The organism is Nonomuraea sp. NPDC049028 (genome assembly GCF_043197735.1).
GTDB lineage: Bacteria > Actinomycetota > Actinomycetes > Streptosporangiales > Streptosporangiaceae > Nonomuraea.
This window is the reverse complement of record NZ_JBICTR010000009.1, coordinates 517544-538096: the sequence shown is the minus strand read 5'-3', so window position 1 is coordinate 538096 and position 20553 is coordinate 517544. Positions and strand designations below refer to the sequence as shown.

Sequence of the window (20553 nt, the reverse complement as noted above, 5' to 3'; positions counted from 1 at the left end):
GATCCTGCGCGCCATCGATGACGCCCTGGAGTTCGCCGCCGAGATCGCGGCTCCCACGCCCTAAAAGGTGCGGGCCCGACAGCTTCTGACCCCTGCCGGACCCGCTGATCCCGCTCAAAGAGCACTGACATCGAAGAGAGCAGGACCTCAATGACATCTTATGACGCTCCAGCCGGACGACCTCGCGGGCCGAAGCCCAAACCAATCGCCGACCAGTTACTGAGCAAGGTCACACCTGGGTACGGCGGCTGCTGGATCTGGACCGGGATCATCATCAACTCGGGATATCCGAGACTGGGGATCACCCGTCAGCGTAAGACCAAGCAGTACCTCGCCCACCGCCTCTCCTACAGGTTGTTCGTGGGCCCTATCCCCAACGGCATGCAGATCGACCACCTCTGCATGGTGCGACGATGCGTCAACCCACGACACCTGGAAGTGGTAACGCCCCAGGTGAACGTGCTCCGCTCCCCTAACACGATGGCCAGTCGCTGGGGGCATCGAACCCATTGCGAGCGGGGCCATGAATACACGCCCGAAAACACACTCCTGAAGCCGCGTCGCGACAACCCCGAAAAGACGTCGCGCGTGTGCCGCACCTGCAAGAAGGCGTCCGACCGAAAGAGGAAGGCGCCACAGAAGTGATCGATATCAATGAGACCGCACCCCTTCAGCAGGTGTGTGACGTGATCCCGCTGGGGGCCGAGGCCCGCGCCCTTAAGGCGATGGCCGCTCACACCTACCTGTTCATGAACGCCGAGGGCGGGAACCGGCTGCGGACCCAACTCCTGGCGGGAGTGCTCGCCCTCCGCAACGCGATCTCGGCGAAGCAGGCGCTGCACCTGGCCCTGAACAACGCCTTTGACCCGCGCGTGAAGACGGCGGGCGACGAGGTTGAGCGGCTGATCGAGCAGGCGCGTCGCGCTGCTCACGCCGCCGAGTACGGCGAGGTGTCCGCGTGAACGCCGAGACGATGTCCGCCACGGTCGAAGCTTTCCCGTTCGCGTACGAGGTGGCGATCCTCAAGCTGCTGATCGGAATGACGGCCCGCGTGCATCACCCGGCCGGGGTGCGGGAGTACGTGCCGCCGCTGCCCACTCGGTACTTCGCGGTCGTCCCCGGAGATCGGGAGACGATCGGCTGGGGCTGGGCCGTCGGCTGGTACGAGTCGCTCCAGGGAATCCGCAACGGCCACCACCGGCTGGACCGGGAAGCGTGGCATGCCGCCGCCCGGTTGCTGGCCCGCGCGGACGTCGTGTACGTCCGCTACGAGGTGCGCGACTACTACGGCAAGCCTCGTTGGACGGCTGTCCGCGCCGAGGTTCGCGAGGATGCCCGCCCGGTTGAGGCGGTGGCGTCATGAAGCCGACCTCGTTCGACATCGTCTTCGAGGACCCGCCCGCGCCCTGCCGTTCTTGGTCGATGCCGCAGCGCATCGACTGGGCGCTGGTTGGCGACACGCTGAGCCGGTCGCCCGGCGATTGGGCGCGGATTGCCGTCCTCGACGACGTGACCAAGGCCGGACGGTACGCGCACCGGATCCGCTACGGCCTGGTCGAGGGCCTGCAGCCGTACGGCGTGTTCGAGGCACGAGCCCGGACGGTGGACGGCGAGCACCGCGTGTACGCCCGCCTGGTGGGTGAGGTCCGGTGATGGCGCAGACATCCCGCTGGCTGTCACTGGCCGACGCCTCGTCCCGGCTGGACATCCCCGAGTACCAGGCGTTGGCCCTGGCCGTGTCAGGCCGGATCAAGTCCCGGCTGACGCACGACCACCGCGAACTGTGCGCGGTCGATCTGGACGAGTTCGCCTCGGAGCTGGCCGCCCGTGAGGGCGAAGACCTGGCCGAGAGCAAGCCGACCGTACGAGGCGGCCCCGTGCTGCCGCTCGACATCGAGGACGAATTCCAGCGCCGCAAGGACGACGCATGAGCGCGCCGATGGAGCCGGAGTTCATGGACCCGCCCCCACCCGCCAGCACACAGGACGAGGAGTGGGCGCACACCATCGCCGTCCTGATCGAGAACACCGGCAAATGGGCGCGGATCATCATCGGCGGCTACAAGGACGTCGGCCGGCTCACCGGCCGGATCCGCAAGGGCCGCGGAGGTTGGGCTGGCCACCAATGGGAGGTCACCACCCGGAACACCGGCACTCCCTCGGCCATCCACGTCTACGCCCGCCACATCAAGGCGCTGAACCGCCTGGCAACAGAGTCTGAGACCGACAAGGAGCGCGAGCAGTGACGTCCAACGCGCTGGAGAAGCGTCCAGTCAATCTAGGTGCGCCGGTCCTTGACCTGGACTCGGCTTACCGTCTGTCGCAGGCGCTCGCCATGGCCTCCGTGGTGCCCGATCGGCTTCGAGGCAAGCCTGCCGACGTGCTGGCCATCATGTTGTACGGCCAGGACCTGGGCATGTCGCCGATGCAGTCGCTTCAGGGCATCTACGTGGTCAAAGGCAAGCCGCAACTGTCGTCGCAGACCTGGACGGCTTTGGCCCGCCGCGCCGGCCACAAGGTCCGGCAGATCGAGTCCACCGCCGAGCGGTACACGGTCGAGATCACCACGAAGGACGATCCCGACAACCCGCACCGCGAGACGTACACGATCCAGGACGCGGCGACTGCGCGACTGGTCACGATCAAGGAAGACGGCAGCTTGTGGGCCCGCTCCCAGAAGGGCGAGCCGCTGCCGTGGGAGACCAACCCGAAGACCATGCTGCGTAACCGGGCCATCTCCAACGGCGCCAAGCTGGCCTGCCCGGAGGTGGCGCTCGGCTTCGCGATCGAGGGAGATTACGACTACATCCCCGACGAGACCACGGTCGAAGTGGTGGCGCCGGAGACGGCACTCGACGCGGTCGTCACCGAGCCGGAGAAGTTGGCCGAAGAGGTCAGTTCGCTGGTAGGCGAGTTCGACTTCTCCGCACCTGTCGATGGCGAGGTTATCGAGCCTGAGGTGCCCGCCGACTATGACTGCATCTGCGGCGCGGTCGGCGAGCACTTCGAGGACGACTGCCCCAGGGCGGCAGCCGATGCCTGACGTCCGCACCAAAGCTCTCAGCTACCTGCGAGATGAGAAGGTCCGCGTCCTGTTCGCCGAGACAGTCAAGCCCAACCTGCGCCCGCACACGGTTGGGGCACTCGTGCAGGGGTTCAACGCCCGCTACTGGATCGAGCTGGAGAAGGGCCGCTGGCTGTGCTCGTGCGGCAGCTCTACCCCGTGCGCCCATCTGGCCGCGGTTCAGATCATCACCGGCTGGCCATCGGCCGCGAGCAAGCAGGCCACGGACGAGAAGGCGGTCGTCTGATGCCGTCCACATCCGAACTTCTACTGATGGCCGACCGGCGCCGCCCGCGCTCACTGCAGAAAGAGATCGGCATGTCCGACCTCGGCTCATGCAGGCGGAAGGTCGGCTACAAGCTGGCTGGCACGGAGCCGGTCAACCCGTCAGGGTCGGTGCAGGCCGCCATGGGCTCGGCGATCCACGACCTGATCGCCGACACCATCGCCGGGCTCGGCCTTCCGGGTGTGGTCGCCGAGCAGGAGGTCCGCATCGCCGGGTTGCTCGGCCACTTCGACCGCGAAGAGGACGACCTGATGGTGGACGTCAAAACCACCTCCTCCCGCTGGCTGGAGCACATCAAACTGCACGGGCCGGAGCACGGCCACCTCTGGCAGGTGTCCTGCTACGCGGCGGCGCGCATCCTTGCGGGCTCGAAGGTCAAGCGGGTCCGCATCGACTACCTGGCCCGCGACACGGGCGAGGAATACCAGTGGCCGAACGCGGAGGGCGCACCGTTCAACCCTCGGCACGTCCGCGACGCATTCGAGTGGCTTGAGAACGTCCGCCGCACCGATGTGGACATGCTGCCGCGCGACAACGACCCCGACTCCGTCTTCTGCCAGGGCTGCCCGTTCGGGGGGCCGGACGGCGGGATCTGCTGGGAGGGCTACGTGCCCGAGCGGCACCTGCGGTCGGTGCTGTTCGTGGAAGACCCCGACGCGGCGAAGTGGGCGGCCAAGCTGTGGGAGGCCCGCGAACGCAAGCGCGCCGCCGAAAAGGAAGAAGCCGAAGCCAAGCAGGCGCTTGACGCGCTCCGCCCTGACGGCGGCGGCCGGGTGCAGGTGGACGGCTTCGGCAAAAACCTCGACTTCCGCCGCAACCCCAAGAATCCCGAAGCGTTCTCGCTCTACTTCGTGGCGGGTTCCTGATGGCGCTCAAGCGGACCGGGATCAAGCGCGGCACCAAGCCGATGGAGAGGCGCACCGAACTGCACCGCGGCGAAAGCCAGCTCGCCCGCATGCCGCTCCGCAGCACAAGCAAGAAGCGTGACCGGGAGAACCGGGAGCGCAAGGCCATGGCCAACGAGCTGTGGCCAGACGGGCAGCCCACCTGCAGCAAACCCAACTGCTGGCGGCTGGCCGACGACCTGCACGAACCGCTGACCCGAGCCCGTCGCGGATCCATCACCGACCCGAACAACGCGGTGCCGCTGTGTAGGCCGCACCACAACGAGGTCGGCGCTGAGAAGCCGTGGGCGTATGAGTTCGGGCTGCTCATCCACTCGTGGGAGCAGACCCCACTCGACGTGCTCGCGTCCGTCCGCAAGCAGCTGCTCGCCGGCGACATCCCGGTGGAGGACATCGCCTACTGCCACCACTGCCGGGCCTGGCTGCCGACCGACCACGACTGCGACCAGCCGGAAGAGGAGGACGCGGCGTGATCCCCCTGACCTTCCGGATCGTCCTGGTCAGCCGCTGCGACCGCTGTGGACAGGACATGCCGGCCGACCATCTGTGCCCTGGCGCCTTCGCCGCGTTCATCGCGGACCCGTACGGCTCTCCCTCCGACATCGAGACCCCCTGATCCCGCCGGTGGGCGACCTATCGGGGGCGCCCACCGGCATAAACCCCAGATCCGATCAGAGGAAGGAGGAAGCCAGTGAACGAGATCGAACCTCGCCGCAACCTCTCGCCGTTCGACACGATCAAGAGGACCGACGAGCGGGGCGACTATTGGCTAGCGCGCGAACTGATGCCGCTTATGGGCTACACGAACTGGCGACAGTTCAACGAAGCGGTTGAGAAGGCGAAGTGCGCGGCGGCCAACGTCGGTGCCGACGTGGACGCCAATTTTGAGGCCATCCTCAAAAATGCAGGTCACGCGGGTCGCAACGGTAAGGACTACCGGCTGACCCGGTACGCCGCCTACCTCGTGGCCATGAACTGCGACTCGCGTAAGCCTGAGGTGGCTGCCGCCCAGACGTACTTCGCGGTCCGTACGCACGAGGCTGAGCAGGCCCAGGCCGCCGAACTGGACGAGCTGGAAGTGGCCGAGCGGTACGTGGCCACCTTGAAGCGGAACCGCGAGTTGCAGGCCGCCAATCAGCACCTTGAAGTCCGCGCCGACAAGGCGGAGGAGCGGGCCGACGTCGCTGAGCGGAAGTTCGCCGAGTTCGAGGGCGGCCCCGGCATCACCGCGACCAAGTTCCACAAGAAGTACTTCTCCGAGGTGCCGGCCAAGGCGTTCTTCGAGCACCTGTACGCCAAGGGCTACCTGATCGATCAGCGCGGCCAAGGCGCGTGGGATGAGAAAAACGAGTGCTACAAGGACGGGCCTCAACACTTCGAGCCCGGCTACCGCGGCAAGCCCTACCTCTACCTGCACGAGGCCGGGATCTTCGGCGGCCGACGCCGCTTCAAGACGCTCGTGCGTCCGGGCGACCCGGAACTGCTGTTCAAGGAGCAGCTCGTCAAGGATGGCCTACGCGGCAACCAGCACACGGTCAACCCGCTCTTCGCCGTCGGCGGTGGTGGTCGATGAACGCTCCGCTGAACCTCGACGAGATCAAGCATCCGCTGATCGATGTGTGGGCCGTCCTGCTGGACCCGGACATCCCTACGGACGTCGGCCAGCGGCTGCTCACCCGCCAGCGCGCCCGCCGCCTGGGCGTCACTCCCGCGATCGTGCCGGACGAGGACAAGCCGTTCCTGGCCCGTCACATCGTGGACCTCTCCTCTTCGTAGACCTCGCTTCGGCGTGCTCACCGCTCGGGGGCGAGCACGCACCCCGCAAAGATCCACAACTGCACCAGGAGCACCAGCACATGACTCGCAACAGCAAAGACCAGCTCGTCGCCGCTCCCGTCGTGGTGTTCGCCACCCAGGACGCCGCCGACCAGATCGTCACCGACCTGAAGGCCCGCTACGAGCAGGCCGCCCACTACGCCGCCGCACGCTGGACCGTCGCCACCCAGAAGGGTGAGGAGATCGACCAGTTGCAGCGGGAGGTCAACGAGAGGCTCGCCTGGATCGCCTCCAAGAACACCGAGAAGGACCAGGCCGAGCTGGAGTCGCAGCGGGGCCGCGACGTCGCCAAGGGCCTGGCAGACCTGCTCGCGGTGGCGGGTGTGCCGATCCCCCCGTACGGAGGGGAACTGTCACACAACCCGGACGGGGCGATCCGCAACCTGGAGGCCGCTCACGACGAACTGGAGCGCACCGGGGGCCACTCATGACCTCCCGCCACCTGGCCGCGTTACCTGCCGCGCTGTTCTCCCGCCACACCGGCCGCCACTGCCGCCGCCGCTGGGCCGCTACTGCCCCGCAGCCCGCTCCCGCCGTGGACGACTTCTCTCAGATCCGTCGGCCCGCGCTGGCGGCGGCCCCGGTAGCTGAAGACCTGATCCCCTTCGCCGACTACCGCCGCCACCCCTACGACACCAACCTGGAGCGCTCAGCATGAGCACCGAAACAGCATCTGACGGGCTGGTACGCCTTACAGCCGAAGAAGCGATCGAACGGGTTACCACCGCAGCATTCAAGATCTCCGACCCGGAGTCTTCCGACTTCGGTCGGGAGATCGTGCACAGCTTCGCTGGGTTCATCGGCGCCGACTGGGACCTGCATGCGGTGGTCGAAGCCATCAAGAGCGCTCGGGACATCGCGTGGATGGACCACTTCGCCGAGCACAACCTGGCGGTGCTTCTGGAGAACGGTCGTGTGCGGTTCTTGGCCGTGAAGCGCCCTGAGGCCGCTCAGGCAGAGCAGAACGGCGGTGCGGCATGAAGCGCCTGGACGAGATCGCCCCGTTCCCGACGAACGCCGAAGAAGCGACCGCCGACAACCTGGCCCGCGCCCTGACGGCGAGCGCCTACCTGGCGAGCGGCCTGATCGACTTCCCCGACCCGGACGCCTCCAAGGAGGAGATCTGCCGCTACGGGATCGCGGTCAAGGCCGTCACCCGCGAGTTCGCCGCCGCCTACCTGCTGCGCGTGCTCAAGCATGAGCTGCCCGGCATGGCCGACGAGCTGGCCAGGCGCCTGTTCGGGATGTGGTCGGACGGCGACGTCGACGAGTGGATGTGGGACTGGCTGCGCGGCTACGGCATCGACCCCGACGTGTTCGAGCCCATCGCCGCCGCCATCAAGGCGGAGCAAAAGGCCGGCCAGACGCACATCCGCTACACCGCTACCGGGTTCGGTGCGACGACCACCGGGGCGACCGGCCAGGTCGTGCTGAACATCGATACCGCCGCCGGGCGCGTGGACATCGACCTCGGGACCGAGTTCGCCGAGCCGATGGGGCTGCTGCTCCGCGACGACCCCGAGGAGAGCGACGGCGCGTTCTTCCCCGACGACGACACGGCAGGTGCCGCATGAGCGAGATCACCCCCGAGCCCGTCGCCGCCACTCCTCCGACCCCGGAGAAAGTCGCGGAGATGCTGACGAGCGGCGACAACGACTACCACGACGGCAACTACTGGCACCCGTCGATCGGCGCCGACGGCAATGTGGTGCACATCGGCATCGAGGCGTACAGCGAGGACGGCGAGAAGCTGCCCGAGGTCCACTTCCGGGCGGTCGTCGTCCCCGGCGCGACAGCGCCGATCGTGCTGGAGCGCCCCGCTGAACTCGGCATCTCGTGGGATGACGGCGGCGATCTGCTCGCCCTCACTCCCGACGGGATCCGTCTGTACCTGCGAGGTATGGACGAGTGGGAGCTGGACCCGTCCGATGCGCGCGAGCTTTCCGCCCAGCTGGCCGAGATGGCAGACGCCCACGAGGCCGCTCAGGCCGGGACGGGAGATGCCGCATGAGCCGCGCCGTGGATCCGATCGCCGAGCGGTTCGCACGCGAGACCGCCCAGCACGAGATGACCGTCCTGCACGACTACGGCCTGTACCGGCACCTGCGGTTCAGGCAGCCCAAGCAGGGCGCCTACTGGTTCGACATCATCACGTGGCCGGGATGCCTCGCCATCCGGGGTGACGTGGACGGCGGCTACATCTTCACCCGCGTCCCCGACATGTTCGAGTTCTTCCGGAGTAAGAGCGGTCGCATCAACGCCGACTACTGGGCGGAGAAGACCCAAGGCGGGCGGGACGCCTGCAAGTCCTACACCGAGGAGCATTTCAAAGCCAGGGTCATCGAAGAGATCCGGTACCGGGACGACCGTCCTGCGGGTCTGCTGCTGGCAATCCAGAACGAGATCTTCCGCGACAACATCGCCGTTGAGGCCGAGGCACGAGAGTCGCTCGAACGCTTCAAGCATGAGGGGTTCCGCTTCTACGACGTGTGGGAGTGGGATCTCCGTGACTTCCACTGGCACTACCTCTGGTGCTGCCACGCGATCGTCTGGGGGATCAGCCAGTACGACAGCAAGCGCGCCGAGCTGGTCGCGGCTGGGGCGGTGGCCGACCATGCCTGAGCCTCTCGCACTTCCCTCCTACGACGATCTCGACGAACTGGTGGCCACGGACCCGATCCGCCTGCGCGACAAGGCGTGGGAACTCCGCCGCGAGGCGGCTCGTCTCGCCGAGGACCTGAAGCGCGCCACCGAGGTCGTGGCCGCTGTCCGCCAGGTGACCGGCGGCGGCTACCTGCCGCCCGCCTGGTCCTACAAATGGCGTGAGCGGGCGGAGACAGCCGAGGCCGAGGTGGACCGCCTCAAGGCCGAAAACGAGCTGCTGCGCCGCCTCCACGTCGGCGCGGAGAACAGCATCAACGCCGCTCTCGACCTGGCGGCCCGGCTGGACCCGACCTGTGGCCACACCCGCGTGAGGGCCTTCATCGCCGACCTGCTCCGCACCCTGACCACCACTCCGCAAAAGGCGGTGTCTGGGTGATCGGGGTCATGTTCGTCATCCTGGCCGTCCTGTTCGTCGTGGTCCTGGCCGTCGGCGTCCTGGTGATCCTCGACAAGGACGCCTGCATCAAGCAGCTCCGCTCCGACAAGACCGGCCTCCAGCAGGCGGCAGCCGCGCTCAAGACGGAGCGTGACGAGGCCAAGGCGGCGCTGGAGCACGCGAGCAAGGCCGAGGTCACCGCCACCCTGCACTCACGGATGGGGGACCAGCCGTGACCCGAGACGTGACCCTGCTGGACCTGCTGTCCGCCCCCGACACCGCCTCGCTGAACTCGTGGTTCATGCCGCTGCTCCTGGTCGCCCTCGTGGCGAGCGGATGGATCGCCGCCGCAGTGTTCCGCCGGCTCCGCCGTCAGCAGCAGGCCGTGGCGGAGATCAGGGCCCGCGCCCTCCTCGACCAGTGGAACGAGGCAGGAGCCCACGCCCTCCACCGGCCGCCCACCCGCCTCCAGCAGATCCTCGACGAGCACGAGATGGCCGAGAAGCTCCACCAGGGCGACGACTGCGACGGGCTGACCACCGAGTGGTGGCCCTTTACCGACCGGAGGCATCCGTGACCGCGCGCGACCACGGCTACGCCCGCTACAAGCTCGACGGATGCCGCTGCTACACCTGCGGCTACGCCAAATCCGTCTACTGCGAGCGGCGAGAGCGCGCCATCGCGTACGGCACGTGGCAGCCGTTCGTAGACGCTGAACCAGTCCGCCAGCACGTGCGGGACCTGCAAACGTGCGGCGTCGGGCTGCGGCGGATTGCCGAGGCGGCCGACGTTGACCTGCAGCGCCTCCAAGCCATCCTGACCGGCCGGCGAGGGCAGCGCCGCAAGGGACCGCAGCAGAAGATGCGCCTGAAACTGGCGGCCAAGGTCCTAGCCGTTGAGCCGTCACTCGACCTGCTCGGCGCCAAGACCGTCCTCGACTCGACGGGTACCCGCCGCCGACTCCAGGCGCTCGTCACGCTCGGATGGTCCCAGTCGAAGCTGGCCGAGCAGCTCGGCTGGACTCCGAGCAACTTCACCACGCTGATGAAGGAACCGCGCACCATCGTGGCAACCGCCCGAAAGGTGCGCGCCCTGTACGACGAGTTGTGGGATCAGGCGCCGCCGGAGAATGACCACCGAGCCAAGATCGCCGCTAGTCGGGCGCGGAACCACGCCGCCAAGCAAGGCTGGCCGCCCCCAGCGGCGTGGGACGACGACACAATCGACGACCCCACGGCCCGCCCCGACCTCGGCGAGAAGGTGCCGCGGCTGCAGGCGCTGGCCGAGAACGCCGAAGAGCTGATCAACGGCCAGGGCTACGCGATCGAGCACGCGGCGGAACGGCTGGGCGTCAGTGCCAGCTATATCACCAAGGTCCTCGGCGCGGCCCGCAAGCGAGAGGCGGTGTCGGCATGACCTCTCTCGCCCTCCGCCCCTGCTGCCAGCAAGCCCTCCTGGACCACTGGGTGGTGTGCGACGGCCGCCGCGAGGACCCGCCAACCGGCGCCCTCGCCGGCCCGTGCACCTGTGGTCACGTCGAAGTGCTCCACGCGATCCGCGGCAACGGCTCTCGCGGCGCCTGCTCCATCTCGACCGGCGCGAAGGCCGTCCCGTGCGGATGCCCCGCGTTCGCGGCTGCTCCGGCTCGTCTCTCACCGGCGCCAGCCGTACAGGACACCACTCCGCTCGCTGACGAACCCGGGGCCGGCAAGACCTCTGAGGGGGTGCCCGATGCCTCTTGACCTTGCTGACGACCTTGAGCGGATAGCCCGCCACATCCCGCACCTTGAAGCGGCAGCCCGTGACGAGTCCGCCCTGCCCGCTGCCCGAGCCGCGGTGGCTGACGAGCTGGCCGATTGGCGGATGGCGCTGGACCTCGCCGGACAGGACCGGACGGATCCGGCCGTCACCTCAGACCCTCGAACGGAGATAACCCCCCATGACTGACCTCGACTGGCATCACCAGGCGGCATGTAAGAACCTGCCCGTCCTGCTGTTCTTCCCACCGGAGGGCGAACGCCAGCCGGATCGTGACCGCCGCGAGGCCAAAGCGAAGGCCGTCTGTGGCGGCTGCCCGGTGCGGATGCGCTGCTTGGAGGAGGCGCTGCAGCGCAACGACAAGTTCGGCATTTGGGGAGGACTCAACCCCGAGGAGCGCGTCTCCGTCCGCCGGCGCGTCCAGCGGACCGGCGCGCTGTCCCTCGTCGCCAGGCCCCGGCCGCGAGTCACCGTGTCCGAGAAGCGGTGCTGCCGCTGCCAGGAGGTGCTGTCGGCCGAGCTGTTCTACGCCGACAACCGGGCCACGGACGGGCTCACGTCCGCCTGTAAGGGCTGCCAGCACGCGCGGGAGCGGCAGGAGCGCCGTGACGCGCGCGAGGCGGTGGCGTGATGGCCGAACCAGCGCCGCACGGCACCCCGAGGCGCTACCGGCACGGCCCCTGCCACTGCGACCTATGCCGGGCCGCACATGCTGCTGCTGCCCGGCAGCGCCGCCGCGACAAGGCGTACGGACGCTACCGACCTGACGTCGACGCCGAACCTGTACGCCGCCACGTCCGGAAGCTCCGCGAGGCCGGCCTGCCGCTGCCGCAGATCGCCGCGTTGGCGGACCTCAACAGGAGCACCGTCGCCACGCTGCTGCACGGCAGGCCACCCCAAGGCGTTCCGCCGACCAGGAAGATGCGGGCCGTCAACGCCGACAAGCTGCTGGCCATCCGCGCCGAGCAGTGGATCGGGGCGGCGTTGTGAGGCATCCGCTGATCGAGGCGCTGGCATCCCGCCGGGTCGAGGCGGGCTTGTCGCAGTCCGCCCTCGCCCGCCGCATCTACAAGTCAGCCCGCGCCGTGAGCCATTTCGAGAGCGACCCGGGCGGCCGTCAACTTCTGCTGGTTGAGGAAGTCGCCCGCGGCCTGGGTCTGCGTCTGGCGTTGGTGCCTATCGAGGACGACGCCGAGCAGCTTGAGGAGGCGTCGTGATCTTCGGGGGCGTTGAGGCGCGGTCAGGAGTCGGCCGGCTCAGTGTCCTTGGGCGGGCGGGGAAGTCGTGCGCCGCGCTCGCCTATGTACCAGCGGATGAAGTCCCGGATCACCTGGGATCGCTTGCGCTCGCCGACGAGCGCGCCGAAGGCAGTCCACAGCTCGTCCTCGACCCTGATTGGCCGGTGCTTGGTGTGGGTGTCCTTCACGAGGTCAAGCGTAACCCGTGTATATGCAGGTGTGATCGTCGCGAGGTTGCCGTGTATATCCACAGGCGCTATCTTCGTGTATATCCACGCCAGGAGCAAGTTCCCTGGCAGATGAGGCTTTGTTCGCGACGGGCCGGGGGGCTATTCGGCATGCGCAAAATCGATACAGCGGTTGGCGTGGTCCGCACCATGCCGGGTCATATCAACTGCCACCACCGCTTCTACGGGCTCAACTGCCGCGACTACGAGCAAATGCTGGTGGCCACTGGCCAACGGTGCGAGATCTGCGGCGTCCCGCCACAAGGCAACACGAGCGGCAAGTTGTTCATCGATCACGAGAACAAGCTCGGCCTGTGGGCGGTCCGCGGCCTGCTCTGCCACCGCTGCAACAGCCTGAACGCCGAGCGTCCCGGATGGAACGTTGTGGCGCCTGCGGGCTCGGATCGATACCTAGCCAACCCCTGGTATCGCCGACGCCTCGCCGAACTCGGCATGTCGGATGAGCCGCCCGCCGAGCCGCCGCCGTCCGCTGTCGTTCGGGACTCGCATGGGGGTCTCTGGATTCACGCCCGCGGAGAGTGGCGTACGAAACGCAGCCGCACCCGCGGCCGTGACTGGTCGAGGCTCGTCGACCAGTTCGGACCGATCGGGCTCACGATCACCCTTCCGCTTTGACCAACTACTCGAACAAGTGAGTGATCAGGGGGACTGAAGTGGCCACGATCCGAAGACCGGCATCTCTCTCATAGGCCCAATCCCCGAGTAGCACCCCGAGAGAGAGCCCCTCTACGTGAACGACGACGAACAACGTGGCCTGCTGGGCGACGGCACCTATCGCGCCCACTGGCTGCGCGCAGTCATGCGGAGTCCGCAGGTCACCGATTCCTTGCGTGTGTTGCTGATGACGCTCGCACTGCTTATGGACGCGAATGGCCGCGTCTCTGTGCCTCGGAAGGATCTCGCCGCCCTACTCGAAAGGAGTGATCGCAAGATGGCGGACAAATTCAAGGTCGCCCTGAAGTCAGGGTTTCTCGTGCAGACCGCGAGGGGCCAAAAGAATCAAACCGCCGTCTATATGGCAGCGATCGACGGCCGGATTCTCAGCATGACCGTAGGGGGTCACCCTGAGACGAGTTCTCTCAGCATGACCGTAGGGGGTCAGGCTGAGCATTCTCAGGGTGACGGGTACAAGCACCCTGAGAACGAGCCCCAAGCAGGGCGTCACGATTCTCAGGGTGACGGGTACAAGCACCCTGAGAGTTGGGACCCCAGCCTCAGCATGACCCCCGAGGGGCAGGCTGAAGAGTCGATGTCCGATTCTCAGCATGACCCCCGGGGGTCATCCCAGGGTTATAAGGGGTCTGGGGTTGAAGAAGCCTTTGACCTTGAAGCGTCTGAAGGTTCTGGATCTCTATTTGATGTGAGACGCGAAGCGAAGCCAGAGCAGAAGCCCGACGAGTCGGCCAAGCGCAAGACTCAGGTCCCCAAAAACTTCGCGATCACGCACGAAATGCGAGCGTGGGCAGCCGAGAAAACCCCTCTCGTTGTCGATCTCGAATTTGAAACTGAGCAGTTCGTCGACCACTGGACAGGCAAGCGCGAACTCCGCGCCGACTGGCTCGCCACTTGGCGCACCTGGATGCGCAACCAGCAGAAATGGACCACGGCGGCGAACGCCCGCCAGAAGCCGAGCGGCCAGCAGGGCAACGGCTCAGGCTCGCAGGTCCCCGAGATCGGCAAGCCCCGCCGGAACCCTTTCCGCAGCAAGAGGGAGTCAGCATGAACCCTGAAGATGACCCGCTCGCCGAGTGGCGGTCGGAGCGGCTGCGCCGTCGCATCGAGAACTTCCGCGCCCGCCGCCCGCCGATGCTTCAGCACAAGGGCGTCCTGAACGACGACGTCGCCGAGTGGGGTTCGCGTCTGTTCGACGAGACCGCCCGCAACCTGGTGATCACCGGCGATCCGGGTGTGGCCAAGACGTGGAACGTGTGGGAAGTGCTCGAGCGGGCCGTCCGAGCCGGGTACGTGGGAACGATCCTGTTCGCCACGTCCGCCGAGTGGCAGGAGGTCGTCGGCCCGCCGCCGGACTTCGACCGGTTGCGCCTGATGCGCAACGCCGACGTGCTCGTGCTGGACGATCTCGGCTCGTCGCGGATCAACGAATGGCAGCGGGAGAAGCTGCTCGGCGTCGTCGATGAGCGGTGGCAGCACGCCCGGCCGACCGTCGTCACGTCGAACATGGACGACTTCGACGCCGCGCTCGGCGCCCGCCTCACCTCGAGGCTGGGCGACGGCGCGACCACGGTCGAACTCGAGGGCAACGACTGGAGGGCGGGCCGATGACCGCGACCGACTTCGAGACCAGCGGCTGGGAAGCCACCGAAAAGGTCATCGCCGCCGAGATGGCGATCGCCGGGGCGGCCATCCAGTCCCGGACCGCTCTGGACGACGCATCGGAACTGGTCGCCCCCGGAGACTTCTACGGCATCGCCGGCCTCGTGTTCGCCGCCGCTCAGGCGTTGCGCGAGCAGGGCAGGGCGATCGAGCCGACCGCGGTCCTGATCGAGCTGCAGCAACGTGGCGACCTCGAGCGGGTGGGTGGCGGCCCGTACCTGCACACGCTGCTCGAGCACGCCGCCATCTCCGGGTCGGTTACACACTTCGCCCGGCTGGTCGCCGCCGACGCCGACCGGCGCAGGCTTCAGGAGGCGCTGCGCCGCGGCATGCAGATGACCGAGCACGCCTCATGGGAGCCGGACGCCGACACCGACCGGGTCCGGCAGATGATCGACGCGGCCACCGCGCGCCGGGTCGGCGAGCATCCGCGTGACGTGTCCGCCACCATGATCAAACTGCTGGACGAACTGGAGAACCCGCCCCCGAAGCTCGACGTGGTGGAGACGCCGTTCGAGGACCTCACTCACCTGCTGGGCGGAGGGTTCCGCAAAGGCCAACTCGTCGTGGTGGCGGGCAGGCCCGGCCTGGGAAAGAGCGTCCTGTCCACGGACTTCGCCCGCAAGGCGGCGATCCAGGACGGCGAGCGGAGCATCATCTTCACACTCGAGATGAGCGAGGAAGAGGTCCTGCAGCGCATCACCGCCGCCGAAGCGCGCGTACCGCTCCGTGCCATCCAGACCCGCAACGTCACCCGGCAGCAACTGGCCGCCGCTGCCGAGGCCGGCGCCCGCATCTCCGGATCACCGCTGACGATCGACAACACGCCAGGTTGCACGCTCGAGCACATCCGCTCCCAACTCCGCTGGCTGTCCCGAGACGACCCGGCGAAGTTGGCCATCGTCGACTACCTGCAGATCATGACCGCGCCCAAGCATCAGCGTCGCGACATGGAACTCGGCATGGTCACCCAGCAACTGAAGGCCATGGCCGGCGAGTTCGGGCTGACGATCGTGCTGCTGTCTCAACTCAACCGGGAGTCTCAGAAGCGGCAGGACAAGCGCCCCCAGATCGCTGAGTTGCGCGACAGCGGGTCGATCGAGTCCGACGCCGACCTGGTGATCCTGGTCCATCGCGAAGACGCCTACGAGCCCGAGTCTCCTCGAGCCGGCGAAGCCGAACTCATCGTCGCCAAGAACCGCGGCGGCCCCCAGGCGACGATCAGCGTCGCCGCTCAACTCCACTACAGCCGCCTGATCGACATGGCGAAAGACGACGAACCCTCACCCGCCTCCGACGGCCGCCCGAATCTGCGCGCCGTGAACTGAAATGACTCCCCTCATGAACCCGTGCCCGGCCTGTCGTGGTCGGCACCCCGACGACCCGCCCTCCCGCCGCATCTGCGAGTGCGGCATCACCTGGAGCTCTCCCCGAAAGGACTTCCCGATGAGCGCAGCGGCCGACTTCTTCAAGTGGCGCGAGGACTGGCTCCGGTTCATCCCGGTCCGTAACAAGCACGGCAACTGGGCCGTCGCCATCGTCATTGACGACGGTTACGGCGACCTGGCGGACGCTCTCCACAACTGCGAGGACTACCAGCGCAAGGTCGAGAAGGCGTGCGCTGAAGACGGGATGCCGCTTGGTGTTCCGCTCAACCCGATCACCCTCCGGCCGCAAGTCGTGGACGGCGCGGTCGTCGAGGAGATCGAGTGAGCATCAAGCCGATGACCGCCCGCCCTGCCCCGTACGCCGCTCTTGCCGGCCTCCTGGTCGACCTCCCGAGACTGCTCCGCCGGGCGCGCGAAGCCCGCGGTCTGACCCAGCGGGCCGCGGCCGAGCAGATCGGCTGCTCGAAGGGGACGGTCAACCACATCGAGATGGGGAGGGGCTGTCACGTGAGCAGTGTGGTCCTTGTCCTGCGGTGGCTCGGCACCCCTGGACCGTCCGGCGCACACCGTCCACAACCTGTGCAAACGCCTGTGGACGTGACCGCATCAGCCGTTAACCGGACAGAAACGACAACGCAAGATCGCAACGAGAAGGAGATCCCGACCCATGGCTGACACCAAGACCGAGACGCCCGCCGACCGGATGCGGATGGCAGTCGTAAGGCTGCGCTGTCCCCACACCTTCCCCGTCCAGCCGCCGCACGGCTCCCTCGCCCAGCCCGGCCCGTGCAAGGTCTGCGGCATGCCGTACCCGAACGACGACGAGTGGGTCCCTGAGGCTCTGCGCGGGGCGCTGATCTTCCTGCTGGACGAGATCGCCCGCCAGTACGACATGCCTCCCTGCGACAAGCCGGACGGCGCGTGCAACGGGTGTGAGCGGCGCGACGACTTCGTGTACGCCAACGGGCTGGCCCAGATCATCAACGGAGACAAGGGGTTCGCCCGATGAGCGCCGTGGGCGAGTGCGGAGCGGTGAGCGAGCACGGGGATGTGTGCGGGCTTCCGCCCCACGACAGGGGCCTCTGCCAGTCCAACGGCCCCCGCAAGCATGTGTCCTCCTCGGAGAAGGCGTCCAAGCCGTGGTTCTGGTACCGCGACTCTGCCGTTGCTTGGAACGACGTCCACCCGGTCGGCACGCCGGTCCTGGCGTGGCCCGGAACCCGAGACGACGAGCCGTTGGTGACCCGTACCCGAACCCCGGCGTGGACGCTCGGCCACGGTGCTGCCGTGGTGTCGGTCGAAGGCTGGTCGGGCGGCATCGCCCTGACCCACATTCAGCTCATCGAACCTCCCAGGCAGGAGGTTGCCGTCCATGGCTGACATCGAACCCGCGACCGAGACGCCCGCCGTCGACCTTGACCGGCCGTACGTCGGCTGGCTCGACCACTTCAGCGCGGGATGGCAGGCAGCCATCGTCTACCAGCGCAACGGCGAGCGTGTGGCCTACCGGCTGGGGGAGCCGCTGCCGCACGAGCGGGCCACGGAGATGTGCCGGGTGCTCGCCTCGGTGACCGGCGTGCAGGTGGCTGGCGAGCTGAGCAAGCGCGGGTTCCTGCCCGTGTCGATGGGCGCTCCGTGACGTGGCCGTTCCGCCCGTACCCATGGCCGATCCGCTCGGCCGACTTCTGGGATGCGGCCACGGTCATGGCCGAGGCGCCGTCGGTGGCCGAGCAGGTCGTCGACGGGGCGGATGGGGTGTGGCCGTTCGGAGACGCCGACGTCGCGGAGGAGGCGAACGTGCTGGACGACCTGGCAGCGCTGACCTCGGTTCACGGACCGTGGGAGGCCGCGAACAACCTGTTCAACCCGATCAACGAGGGAGGTCGCTGATGTACATCGATCCCGTGGCAGCGACCTGGCAGAGGTCTAGCTTCTGCAACGGTGCGAGTTCCTGCGTGGAGGTGGCCGAGCTCGCGAACGGCAGCATCGCTCTACGGGACGGCAAGCAGCAGGACGGACCTGTCCTGGTCTTCACGCCGAGTGAGTGGGCTGCCTTCACAGCCGGAGTGCGAGACGGCGAGTTCGATCTGACGGCTCTTGCGCAATCTGCGGCGCACGGCTCGGACGGAAATCCCGCTGCCCGCGCCTCAGAGGCACCTGCCGCGCGCGAGGGCGTCGTTCGGCTCCCTCGCTAAGACCGGCGTTCTGCGGAGCGCTCAGAGGCACCTTTGAGCGCTCCGAGGGGAACTCAAGATCGAATTCAGATCGAAATATCAACCTTCAAGATCCATGTTTGAGAAGGGAATCGAACGAATGAGCATCGACCTACGGGCCATCAACCTGCGAAAGCTCAACTCGCTGACGAAGTATCCGAGCATCCCGACGCACCATGCGCTCGACCCGAAGAACGGCGGCTTGCTCGAAGAGCCGACCGTCTACGAAGGCACTGTGATCGGCACGGAGAAGGTCGACGGCACGAACGGGCGGATCATCCTGCTGCCCGGCGGCGACTGGCTGATCGGCTCCCGCGAGGACCTGCTGACTGCCAGCGGAGACGTCGTCCACAACCCGGCGCTCGGCATCGTGGACGCCCTACGCGCAGTCGCCGAGCGGGCAGCCACGCTCGGCGCCGGCGGTTTCGGCGAGATCCTCGTCCTCTACGTGGAGGTGTACGGGTCCAAGCAGCTTCCGGCGTGGAAGCAGTACGGATCTGGTCAGCCCGCCTACCGGCTGTTCGATGTGGCGGCAGTCCCCGACTACATGCTCTCGTGGGAGATCGAGCGCATCGCCTCATGGAGGCAGGGCGGCGGCCAAGAGTTCGCCTCTGAGTGGGTTCTCGCCGACCTGGCGAAGCAGTGCGGCGTGGAGCTCACTCCGCGCCTGTTCGAGATCGACGGCCGTGACATCCCGTCCAGCGTCGAGGACATGCGCGGCTTCCTGGAGGCGTACAAGGCCACCAGTGTGGCCACCTCCGGAGAGCCTGGCCTGAACGAGGGCGTCGTCCTGCGAGCCCCAGACCGCAGCGTGATCAGCAAAGCGCGGTTCCAGGACTACGACCGCACGCTGAAGCGCCGCAAGTCCGCAAGCAAGTCCAGGCAGGCCGCTCAGCAGTCCGGAGAGGCGTCCTGATGGCCGACGCAATCCGCCGCTTCCGCCTGGTCCGTGTCGAGGACGTCTCCGGAGTTTCCGGCACGGGCGTGGTAGCCGAAGGGGTGCTGTTCTCCGACGAGTGGGCGGCGATTCACTGGCTCGGCCGTGAGCCCATGAACGAGCCGACCACGGTCGTGTGGCACAACAAAGGCCACCAGGGGATCGTCAAGGTTCACGGCCACAACGGCTCAACCCGCATCGAGTGGCTGGACATCGCCAACCCGATCCCCGCAGCCGACTACGGTTCGGCATGGACTGAACTGCGCGGCTACGTCGCGCAGGCGGCCGACGACGGCGGCATGATCGCCCCTGAACTGCTGCTCGACTACCTCGACGAACTCAAGCGCCGCGCCCTCGCTCCCGGCAGGGACTGGATCGCCAAGCTCATCCAGAAGCCGGGGGAGGAGGCGTCGTGAGCATCCGTCACATCGCCTTCGACTGCGACACCCCCGGCTGCTGGGCGTACTGCCAGACCAGGGCCAGGCACGTGGACTCCGCCTTCGCGATCGCGGTTGAGCGGTACGGCTGGAACGAGCGTGACGGCAAGCACTATTGCGGGCCATGCACGCGAGGCGAACGGCCGGGGGAGGGGCGGTGAAGGGCTACTGGGGGTCGGGCTGTGCGGGCTGGCCCTTCTTGAACGCGGGGATACCGTGCTCGTCCCGTATGCGTCGGATGTACGCGCCCTTGAACGGGGAGTCATCCTCAGCCTCGGCGGGGCGGACGCCGTTGCGCAGGCCGTTGACGATCGCGGCGATGAGTTCGTCTCTCGCCTGGTCGTGGGCTTTCTCGGTGCGCCGGTATTTACGGGTGGCGGCTCTGATGTCCTCGCGCAGCCGGGCGGTGTCCTCGCTTTCCATGCGCACCAATGTAGCGCAATCCTATTGCGCTACGCCAGATATAGCGCTAGCGTGTAGCGCAGTAGGAAAGCGCAACAGGGGAGAGGTGAAGGCGCCCATGGCCGTAAAGGACGAAGAAGCGCGCAAGCTAGTCGCCACCAGCTCCACCAAGCACCTGTGCGACATGTACATCAACGCCACGGAGTACCGGAAAGCCAGCACCGAGGACGAAGCCCGTGTCGTCTCCCGCACGATCGGCTGGATCGTGGAAGAACTCGAAACCCGCGACCCGGACGCCTCTCGCAGCTGGTGCAAGGCTGAAGAGGCCGTCGAGATCGACATGCTCTCGCGGGATGAGTGGATCGACGGCGCTGCTGAGCTTGCCCCGCACGCGTTCTTCGGCTTCGACACGCCGAGCTCCTGACCTTCTCCTCCCGGCCCGGGAGTTCTCCCGGGCCACCCAGTCCG

At 67.4% G+C, this 20553-nt stretch carries 44 protein-coding genes; 42 read left to right on the top strand and 2 right to left on the bottom strand.

Annotation, left to right across the window (positions count from 1 at the left end):
• The first annotated feature begins 150 nt into the window (after window positions 1-150).
• The 27 genes from ACGFJ2_RS36460 to ACGFJ2_RS36330 all read left to right on the top strand — a co-directional run bounded on the left by ACGFJ2_RS36460 (window position 151) and on the right by ACGFJ2_RS36330 (window position 12105).
• Window positions 151-645 carry an HNH endonuclease signature motif containing protein gene (locus tag ACGFJ2_RS36460; RefSeq protein WP_393476222.1) on the top strand — a complete coding sequence of 165 codons (495 nt, stop codon included), beginning with the start codon at window positions 151-153 and terminating at the stop codon, window positions 643-645.
• On the top strand, window positions 642-962 hold the full coding sequence (locus tag ACGFJ2_RS36455) for a hypothetical protein (protein WP_393476219.1): 321 nt from the start codon (window positions 642-644) through the stop codon (window positions 960-962). The genes ACGFJ2_RS36460 and ACGFJ2_RS36455 overlap by 4 nt, the downstream gene beginning before the upstream one ends.
• Window positions 959-1363: a hypothetical protein gene (locus tag ACGFJ2_RS36450; RefSeq protein WP_393476216.1), complete on the top strand. Its 405-nt coding sequence runs from the start codon at window positions 959-961 to the stop codon at window positions 1361-1363. Before ACGFJ2_RS36455 ends, ACGFJ2_RS36450 begins: the two co-directional genes overlap by 4 nt.
• Complete coding sequence (locus ACGFJ2_RS36445; protein ID WP_393476213.1) at window positions 1360-1653, top strand: hypothetical protein; 294 nt, start codon at window positions 1360-1362, stop codon at window positions 1651-1653. Before ACGFJ2_RS36450 ends, ACGFJ2_RS36445 begins: the two co-directional genes overlap by 4 nt.
• Window positions 1653-1931, top strand: coding sequence for a hypothetical protein (locus ACGFJ2_RS36440; protein ID WP_393476210.1), 279 nt, complete (start codon window positions 1653-1655; stop codon window positions 1929-1931). Before ACGFJ2_RS36445 ends, ACGFJ2_RS36440 begins: the two co-directional genes overlap by 1 nt.
• A complete protein-coding gene (locus tag ACGFJ2_RS36435) occupies window positions 1928-2245 on the top strand; it encodes a hypothetical protein (RefSeq protein WP_393476207.1) in 318 nt (105 codons plus the stop codon). The genes ACGFJ2_RS36440 and ACGFJ2_RS36435 overlap by 4 nt, the downstream gene beginning before the upstream one ends.
• Window positions 2242-3042 (top strand): recombinase RecT, encoded by an 801-nt coding sequence (locus ACGFJ2_RS36430; protein WP_393476204.1) that lies wholly within the window; start codon window positions 2242-2244, stop codon window positions 3040-3042. The genes ACGFJ2_RS36435 and ACGFJ2_RS36430 overlap by 4 nt, the downstream gene beginning before the upstream one ends.
• Window positions 3035-3310 (top strand): hypothetical protein, encoded by a 276-nt coding sequence (locus ACGFJ2_RS36425; RefSeq protein ID WP_393476202.1) that lies wholly within the window; start codon window positions 3035-3037, stop codon window positions 3308-3310. The genes ACGFJ2_RS36430 and ACGFJ2_RS36425 overlap by 8 nt, the downstream gene beginning before the upstream one ends.
• The gene (locus ACGFJ2_RS36420; protein ID WP_393476199.1) at window positions 3310-4215 is read left to right on the top strand and encodes a hypothetical protein; all 906 of its coding nucleotides are present in this window, start codon (window positions 3310-3312) and stop codon (window positions 4213-4215) included. Before ACGFJ2_RS36425 ends, ACGFJ2_RS36420 begins: the two co-directional genes overlap by 1 nt.
• Complete coding sequence (locus tag ACGFJ2_RS36415) at window positions 4215-4727, top strand: hypothetical protein (protein WP_393476196.1); 513 nt, start codon at window positions 4215-4217, stop codon at window positions 4725-4727. The genes ACGFJ2_RS36420 and ACGFJ2_RS36415 overlap by 1 nt, the downstream gene beginning before the upstream one ends.
• The gene (locus tag ACGFJ2_RS36410; RefSeq protein ID WP_393476193.1) at window positions 4724-4870 is read left to right on the top strand and encodes a hypothetical protein; all 147 of its coding nucleotides are present in this window, start codon (window positions 4724-4726) and stop codon (window positions 4868-4870) included. Before ACGFJ2_RS36415 ends, ACGFJ2_RS36410 begins: the two co-directional genes overlap by 4 nt.
• A gap of 75 nt (window positions 4871-4945) precedes the next feature.
• Entirely contained in the window at window positions 4946-5827 is an 882-nt protein-coding gene (locus ACGFJ2_RS36405) for a BRO family protein (protein ID WP_393476190.1), read from the top strand.
• Window positions 5824-6030, top strand: a complete 207-nt coding sequence (locus ACGFJ2_RS36400; protein WP_393476187.1) for a hypothetical protein — start codon at window positions 5824-5826, stop codon at window positions 6028-6030. Before ACGFJ2_RS36405 ends, ACGFJ2_RS36400 begins: the two co-directional genes overlap by 4 nt.
• Before the next feature lie 80 nt (window positions 6031-6110).
• Window positions 6111-6521: a hypothetical protein gene (locus ACGFJ2_RS36395; RefSeq protein ID WP_393476184.1), complete on the top strand. Its 411-nt coding sequence runs from the start codon at window positions 6111-6113 to the stop codon at window positions 6519-6521.
• Window positions 6518-6748, top strand: a complete 231-nt coding sequence (locus tag ACGFJ2_RS36390; protein ID WP_393476181.1) for a hypothetical protein — start codon at window positions 6518-6520, stop codon at window positions 6746-6748. The genes ACGFJ2_RS36395 and ACGFJ2_RS36390 overlap by 4 nt, the downstream gene beginning before the upstream one ends.
• Window positions 6745-7071 (top strand): hypothetical protein, encoded by a 327-nt coding sequence (locus ACGFJ2_RS36385; protein ID WP_393476178.1) that lies wholly within the window; start codon window positions 6745-6747, stop codon window positions 7069-7071. Before ACGFJ2_RS36390 ends, ACGFJ2_RS36385 begins: the two co-directional genes overlap by 4 nt.
• Complete coding sequence (locus ACGFJ2_RS36380) at window positions 7068-7664, top strand: hypothetical protein (RefSeq protein WP_393476175.1); 597 nt, start codon at window positions 7068-7070, stop codon at window positions 7662-7664. Before ACGFJ2_RS36385 ends, ACGFJ2_RS36380 begins: the two co-directional genes overlap by 4 nt.
• Window positions 7661-8101, top strand: coding sequence for a hypothetical protein (locus ACGFJ2_RS36375; protein ID WP_393476172.1), 441 nt, complete (start codon window positions 7661-7663; stop codon window positions 8099-8101). Before ACGFJ2_RS36380 ends, ACGFJ2_RS36375 begins: the two co-directional genes overlap by 4 nt.
• The gene (locus tag ACGFJ2_RS36370; protein ID WP_393476169.1) at window positions 8098-8712 is read left to right on the top strand and encodes a hypothetical protein; all 615 of its coding nucleotides are present in this window, start codon (window positions 8098-8100) and stop codon (window positions 8710-8712) included. The genes ACGFJ2_RS36375 and ACGFJ2_RS36370 overlap by 4 nt, the downstream gene beginning before the upstream one ends.
• The gene (locus ACGFJ2_RS36365) at window positions 8705-9130 is read left to right on the top strand and encodes a hypothetical protein (protein WP_393476167.1); all 426 of its coding nucleotides are present in this window, start codon (window positions 8705-8707) and stop codon (window positions 9128-9130) included. The genes ACGFJ2_RS36370 and ACGFJ2_RS36365 overlap by 8 nt, the downstream gene beginning before the upstream one ends.
• Window positions 9127-9366, top strand: a complete 240-nt coding sequence (locus tag ACGFJ2_RS36360; protein ID WP_393476164.1) for a hypothetical protein — start codon at window positions 9127-9129, stop codon at window positions 9364-9366. The genes ACGFJ2_RS36365 and ACGFJ2_RS36360 overlap by 4 nt, the downstream gene beginning before the upstream one ends.
• Window positions 9363-9707: a hypothetical protein gene (locus tag ACGFJ2_RS36355; RefSeq protein ID WP_393476161.1), complete on the top strand. Its 345-nt coding sequence runs from the start codon at window positions 9363-9365 to the stop codon at window positions 9705-9707. The genes ACGFJ2_RS36360 and ACGFJ2_RS36355 overlap by 4 nt, the downstream gene beginning before the upstream one ends.
• Window positions 9704-10546, top strand: a complete 843-nt coding sequence (locus ACGFJ2_RS36350) for a hypothetical protein (protein WP_393476158.1) — start codon at window positions 9704-9706, stop codon at window positions 10544-10546. The genes ACGFJ2_RS36355 and ACGFJ2_RS36350 overlap by 4 nt, the downstream gene beginning before the upstream one ends.
• 315 nt (window positions 10547-10861) lie before the next feature.
• Window positions 10862-11077 carry a hypothetical protein gene (locus ACGFJ2_RS36345; RefSeq protein ID WP_393476155.1) on the top strand — a complete coding sequence of 72 codons (216 nt, stop codon included), beginning with the start codon at window positions 10862-10864 and terminating at the stop codon, window positions 11075-11077.
• Window positions 11070-11519, top strand: coding sequence for a WhiB family transcriptional regulator (locus ACGFJ2_RS36340; protein WP_393476152.1), 450 nt, complete (start codon window positions 11070-11072; stop codon window positions 11517-11519). Before ACGFJ2_RS36345 ends, ACGFJ2_RS36340 begins: the two co-directional genes overlap by 8 nt.
• The gene (locus ACGFJ2_RS36335; RefSeq protein ID WP_393476149.1) at window positions 11519-11878 is read left to right on the top strand and encodes a hypothetical protein; all 360 of its coding nucleotides are present in this window, start codon (window positions 11519-11521) and stop codon (window positions 11876-11878) included. Before ACGFJ2_RS36340 ends, ACGFJ2_RS36335 begins: the two co-directional genes overlap by 1 nt.
• On the top strand, window positions 11875-12105 hold the full coding sequence (locus tag ACGFJ2_RS36330; RefSeq protein ID WP_393476146.1) for a helix-turn-helix domain-containing protein: 231 nt from the start codon (window positions 11875-11877) through the stop codon (window positions 12103-12105). Before ACGFJ2_RS36335 ends, ACGFJ2_RS36330 begins: the two co-directional genes overlap by 4 nt.
• A gap of 23 nt (window positions 12106-12128) precedes the next feature.
• Here ACGFJ2_RS36330 and ACGFJ2_RS36325 read toward each other — a convergent pair whose 3' ends face one another.
• The gene (locus tag ACGFJ2_RS36325) at window positions 12129-12314 is read right to left on the bottom strand and encodes a hypothetical protein (RefSeq protein WP_358178857.1); all 186 of its coding nucleotides are present in this window, start codon (window positions 12312-12314) and stop codon (window positions 12129-12131) included.
• 150 nt (window positions 12315-12464) lie between these two features.
• Between ACGFJ2_RS36325 and ACGFJ2_RS36320 the strand changes: the two genes are divergently transcribed.
• The 14 genes from ACGFJ2_RS36320 to ACGFJ2_RS36255 all read left to right on the top strand — a co-directional run bounded on the left by ACGFJ2_RS36320 (window position 12465) and on the right by ACGFJ2_RS36255 (window position 19844).
• Window positions 12465-12989, top strand: coding sequence for an endonuclease domain-containing protein (locus ACGFJ2_RS36320; protein WP_358178859.1), 525 nt, complete (start codon window positions 12465-12467; stop codon window positions 12987-12989).
• Between the two features lie 115 nt (window positions 12990-13104).
• Window positions 13105-14097: a hypothetical protein gene (locus tag ACGFJ2_RS36315; RefSeq protein ID WP_393476141.1), complete on the top strand. Its 993-nt coding sequence runs from the start codon at window positions 13105-13107 to the stop codon at window positions 14095-14097.
• Window positions 14094-14657: an ATP-binding protein gene (locus tag ACGFJ2_RS36310; RefSeq protein WP_393476138.1), complete on the top strand. Its 564-nt coding sequence runs from the start codon at window positions 14094-14096 to the stop codon at window positions 14655-14657. The genes ACGFJ2_RS36315 and ACGFJ2_RS36310 overlap by 4 nt, the downstream gene beginning before the upstream one ends.
• Window positions 14654-16036, top strand: a complete 1383-nt coding sequence (locus ACGFJ2_RS36305) for a replicative DNA helicase (protein WP_393476135.1) — start codon at window positions 14654-14656, stop codon at window positions 16034-16036. Before ACGFJ2_RS36310 ends, ACGFJ2_RS36305 begins: the two co-directional genes overlap by 4 nt.
• A 118-nt stretch (window positions 16037-16154) precedes the next feature.
• Window positions 16155-16421 (top strand): hypothetical protein, encoded by a 267-nt coding sequence (locus ACGFJ2_RS36300; protein WP_393476133.1) that lies wholly within the window; start codon window positions 16155-16157, stop codon window positions 16419-16421.
• Complete coding sequence (locus ACGFJ2_RS36295) at window positions 16418-16771, top strand: helix-turn-helix domain-containing protein (protein ID WP_393476130.1); 354 nt, start codon at window positions 16418-16420, stop codon at window positions 16769-16771. Before ACGFJ2_RS36300 ends, ACGFJ2_RS36295 begins: the two co-directional genes overlap by 4 nt.
• Window positions 16764-17105: a hypothetical protein gene (locus ACGFJ2_RS36290; protein ID WP_393476127.1), complete on the top strand. Its 342-nt coding sequence runs from the start codon at window positions 16764-16766 to the stop codon at window positions 17103-17105. The genes ACGFJ2_RS36295 and ACGFJ2_RS36290 overlap by 8 nt, the downstream gene beginning before the upstream one ends.
• Window positions 17102-17476, top strand: a complete 375-nt coding sequence (locus ACGFJ2_RS36285) for a hypothetical protein (RefSeq protein WP_393476124.1) — start codon at window positions 17102-17104, stop codon at window positions 17474-17476. The genes ACGFJ2_RS36290 and ACGFJ2_RS36285 overlap by 4 nt, the downstream gene beginning before the upstream one ends.
• Window positions 17469-17735 carry a hypothetical protein gene (locus ACGFJ2_RS36280; protein WP_393476121.1) on the top strand — a complete coding sequence of 89 codons (267 nt, stop codon included), beginning with the start codon at window positions 17469-17471 and terminating at the stop codon, window positions 17733-17735. The genes ACGFJ2_RS36285 and ACGFJ2_RS36280 overlap by 8 nt, the downstream gene beginning before the upstream one ends.
• Entirely contained in the window at window positions 17732-17986 is a 255-nt protein-coding gene (locus tag ACGFJ2_RS36275) for a hypothetical protein (protein WP_393476118.1), read from the top strand. Before ACGFJ2_RS36280 ends, ACGFJ2_RS36275 begins: the two co-directional genes overlap by 4 nt.
• A complete protein-coding gene (locus ACGFJ2_RS36270; RefSeq protein ID WP_393476115.1) occupies window positions 17986-18291 on the top strand; it encodes a DUF397 domain-containing protein in 306 nt (101 codons plus the stop codon). Before ACGFJ2_RS36275 ends, ACGFJ2_RS36270 begins: the two co-directional genes overlap by 1 nt.
• Before the next feature lie 118 nt (window positions 18292-18409).
• Window positions 18410-19225, top strand: coding sequence for an RNA ligase family protein (locus ACGFJ2_RS36265; RefSeq protein ID WP_393476112.1), 816 nt, complete (start codon window positions 18410-18412; stop codon window positions 19223-19225).
• Window positions 19225-19662 carry a hypothetical protein gene (locus ACGFJ2_RS36260; RefSeq protein WP_393476109.1) on the top strand — a complete coding sequence of 146 codons (438 nt, stop codon included), beginning with the start codon at window positions 19225-19227 and terminating at the stop codon, window positions 19660-19662. The genes ACGFJ2_RS36265 and ACGFJ2_RS36260 overlap by 1 nt, the downstream gene beginning before the upstream one ends.
• Window positions 19659-19844 (top strand): hypothetical protein, encoded by a 186-nt coding sequence (locus ACGFJ2_RS36255; RefSeq protein WP_393476106.1) that lies wholly within the window; start codon window positions 19659-19661, stop codon window positions 19842-19844. The genes ACGFJ2_RS36260 and ACGFJ2_RS36255 overlap by 4 nt, the downstream gene beginning before the upstream one ends.
• 4 nt (window positions 19845-19848) lie before the next feature.
• Here the strand turns inward: ACGFJ2_RS36255 and ACGFJ2_RS36250 are convergent, their stop codons facing one another.
• Entirely contained in the window at window positions 19849-20106 is a 258-nt protein-coding gene (locus ACGFJ2_RS36250; RefSeq protein WP_393476103.1) for a hypothetical protein, read from the bottom strand.
• 97 nt (window positions 20107-20203) lie between these two features.
• On the opposite strand from ACGFJ2_RS36250, the gene ACGFJ2_RS36245 reads away from it, so the two are divergent.
• Window positions 20204-20509 carry a hypothetical protein gene (locus ACGFJ2_RS36245; protein ID WP_393476100.1) on the top strand — a complete coding sequence of 102 codons (306 nt, stop codon included), beginning with the start codon at window positions 20204-20206 and terminating at the stop codon, window positions 20507-20509.
• The last annotated feature ends 44 nt before the right edge of the window (window positions 20510-20553 follow it).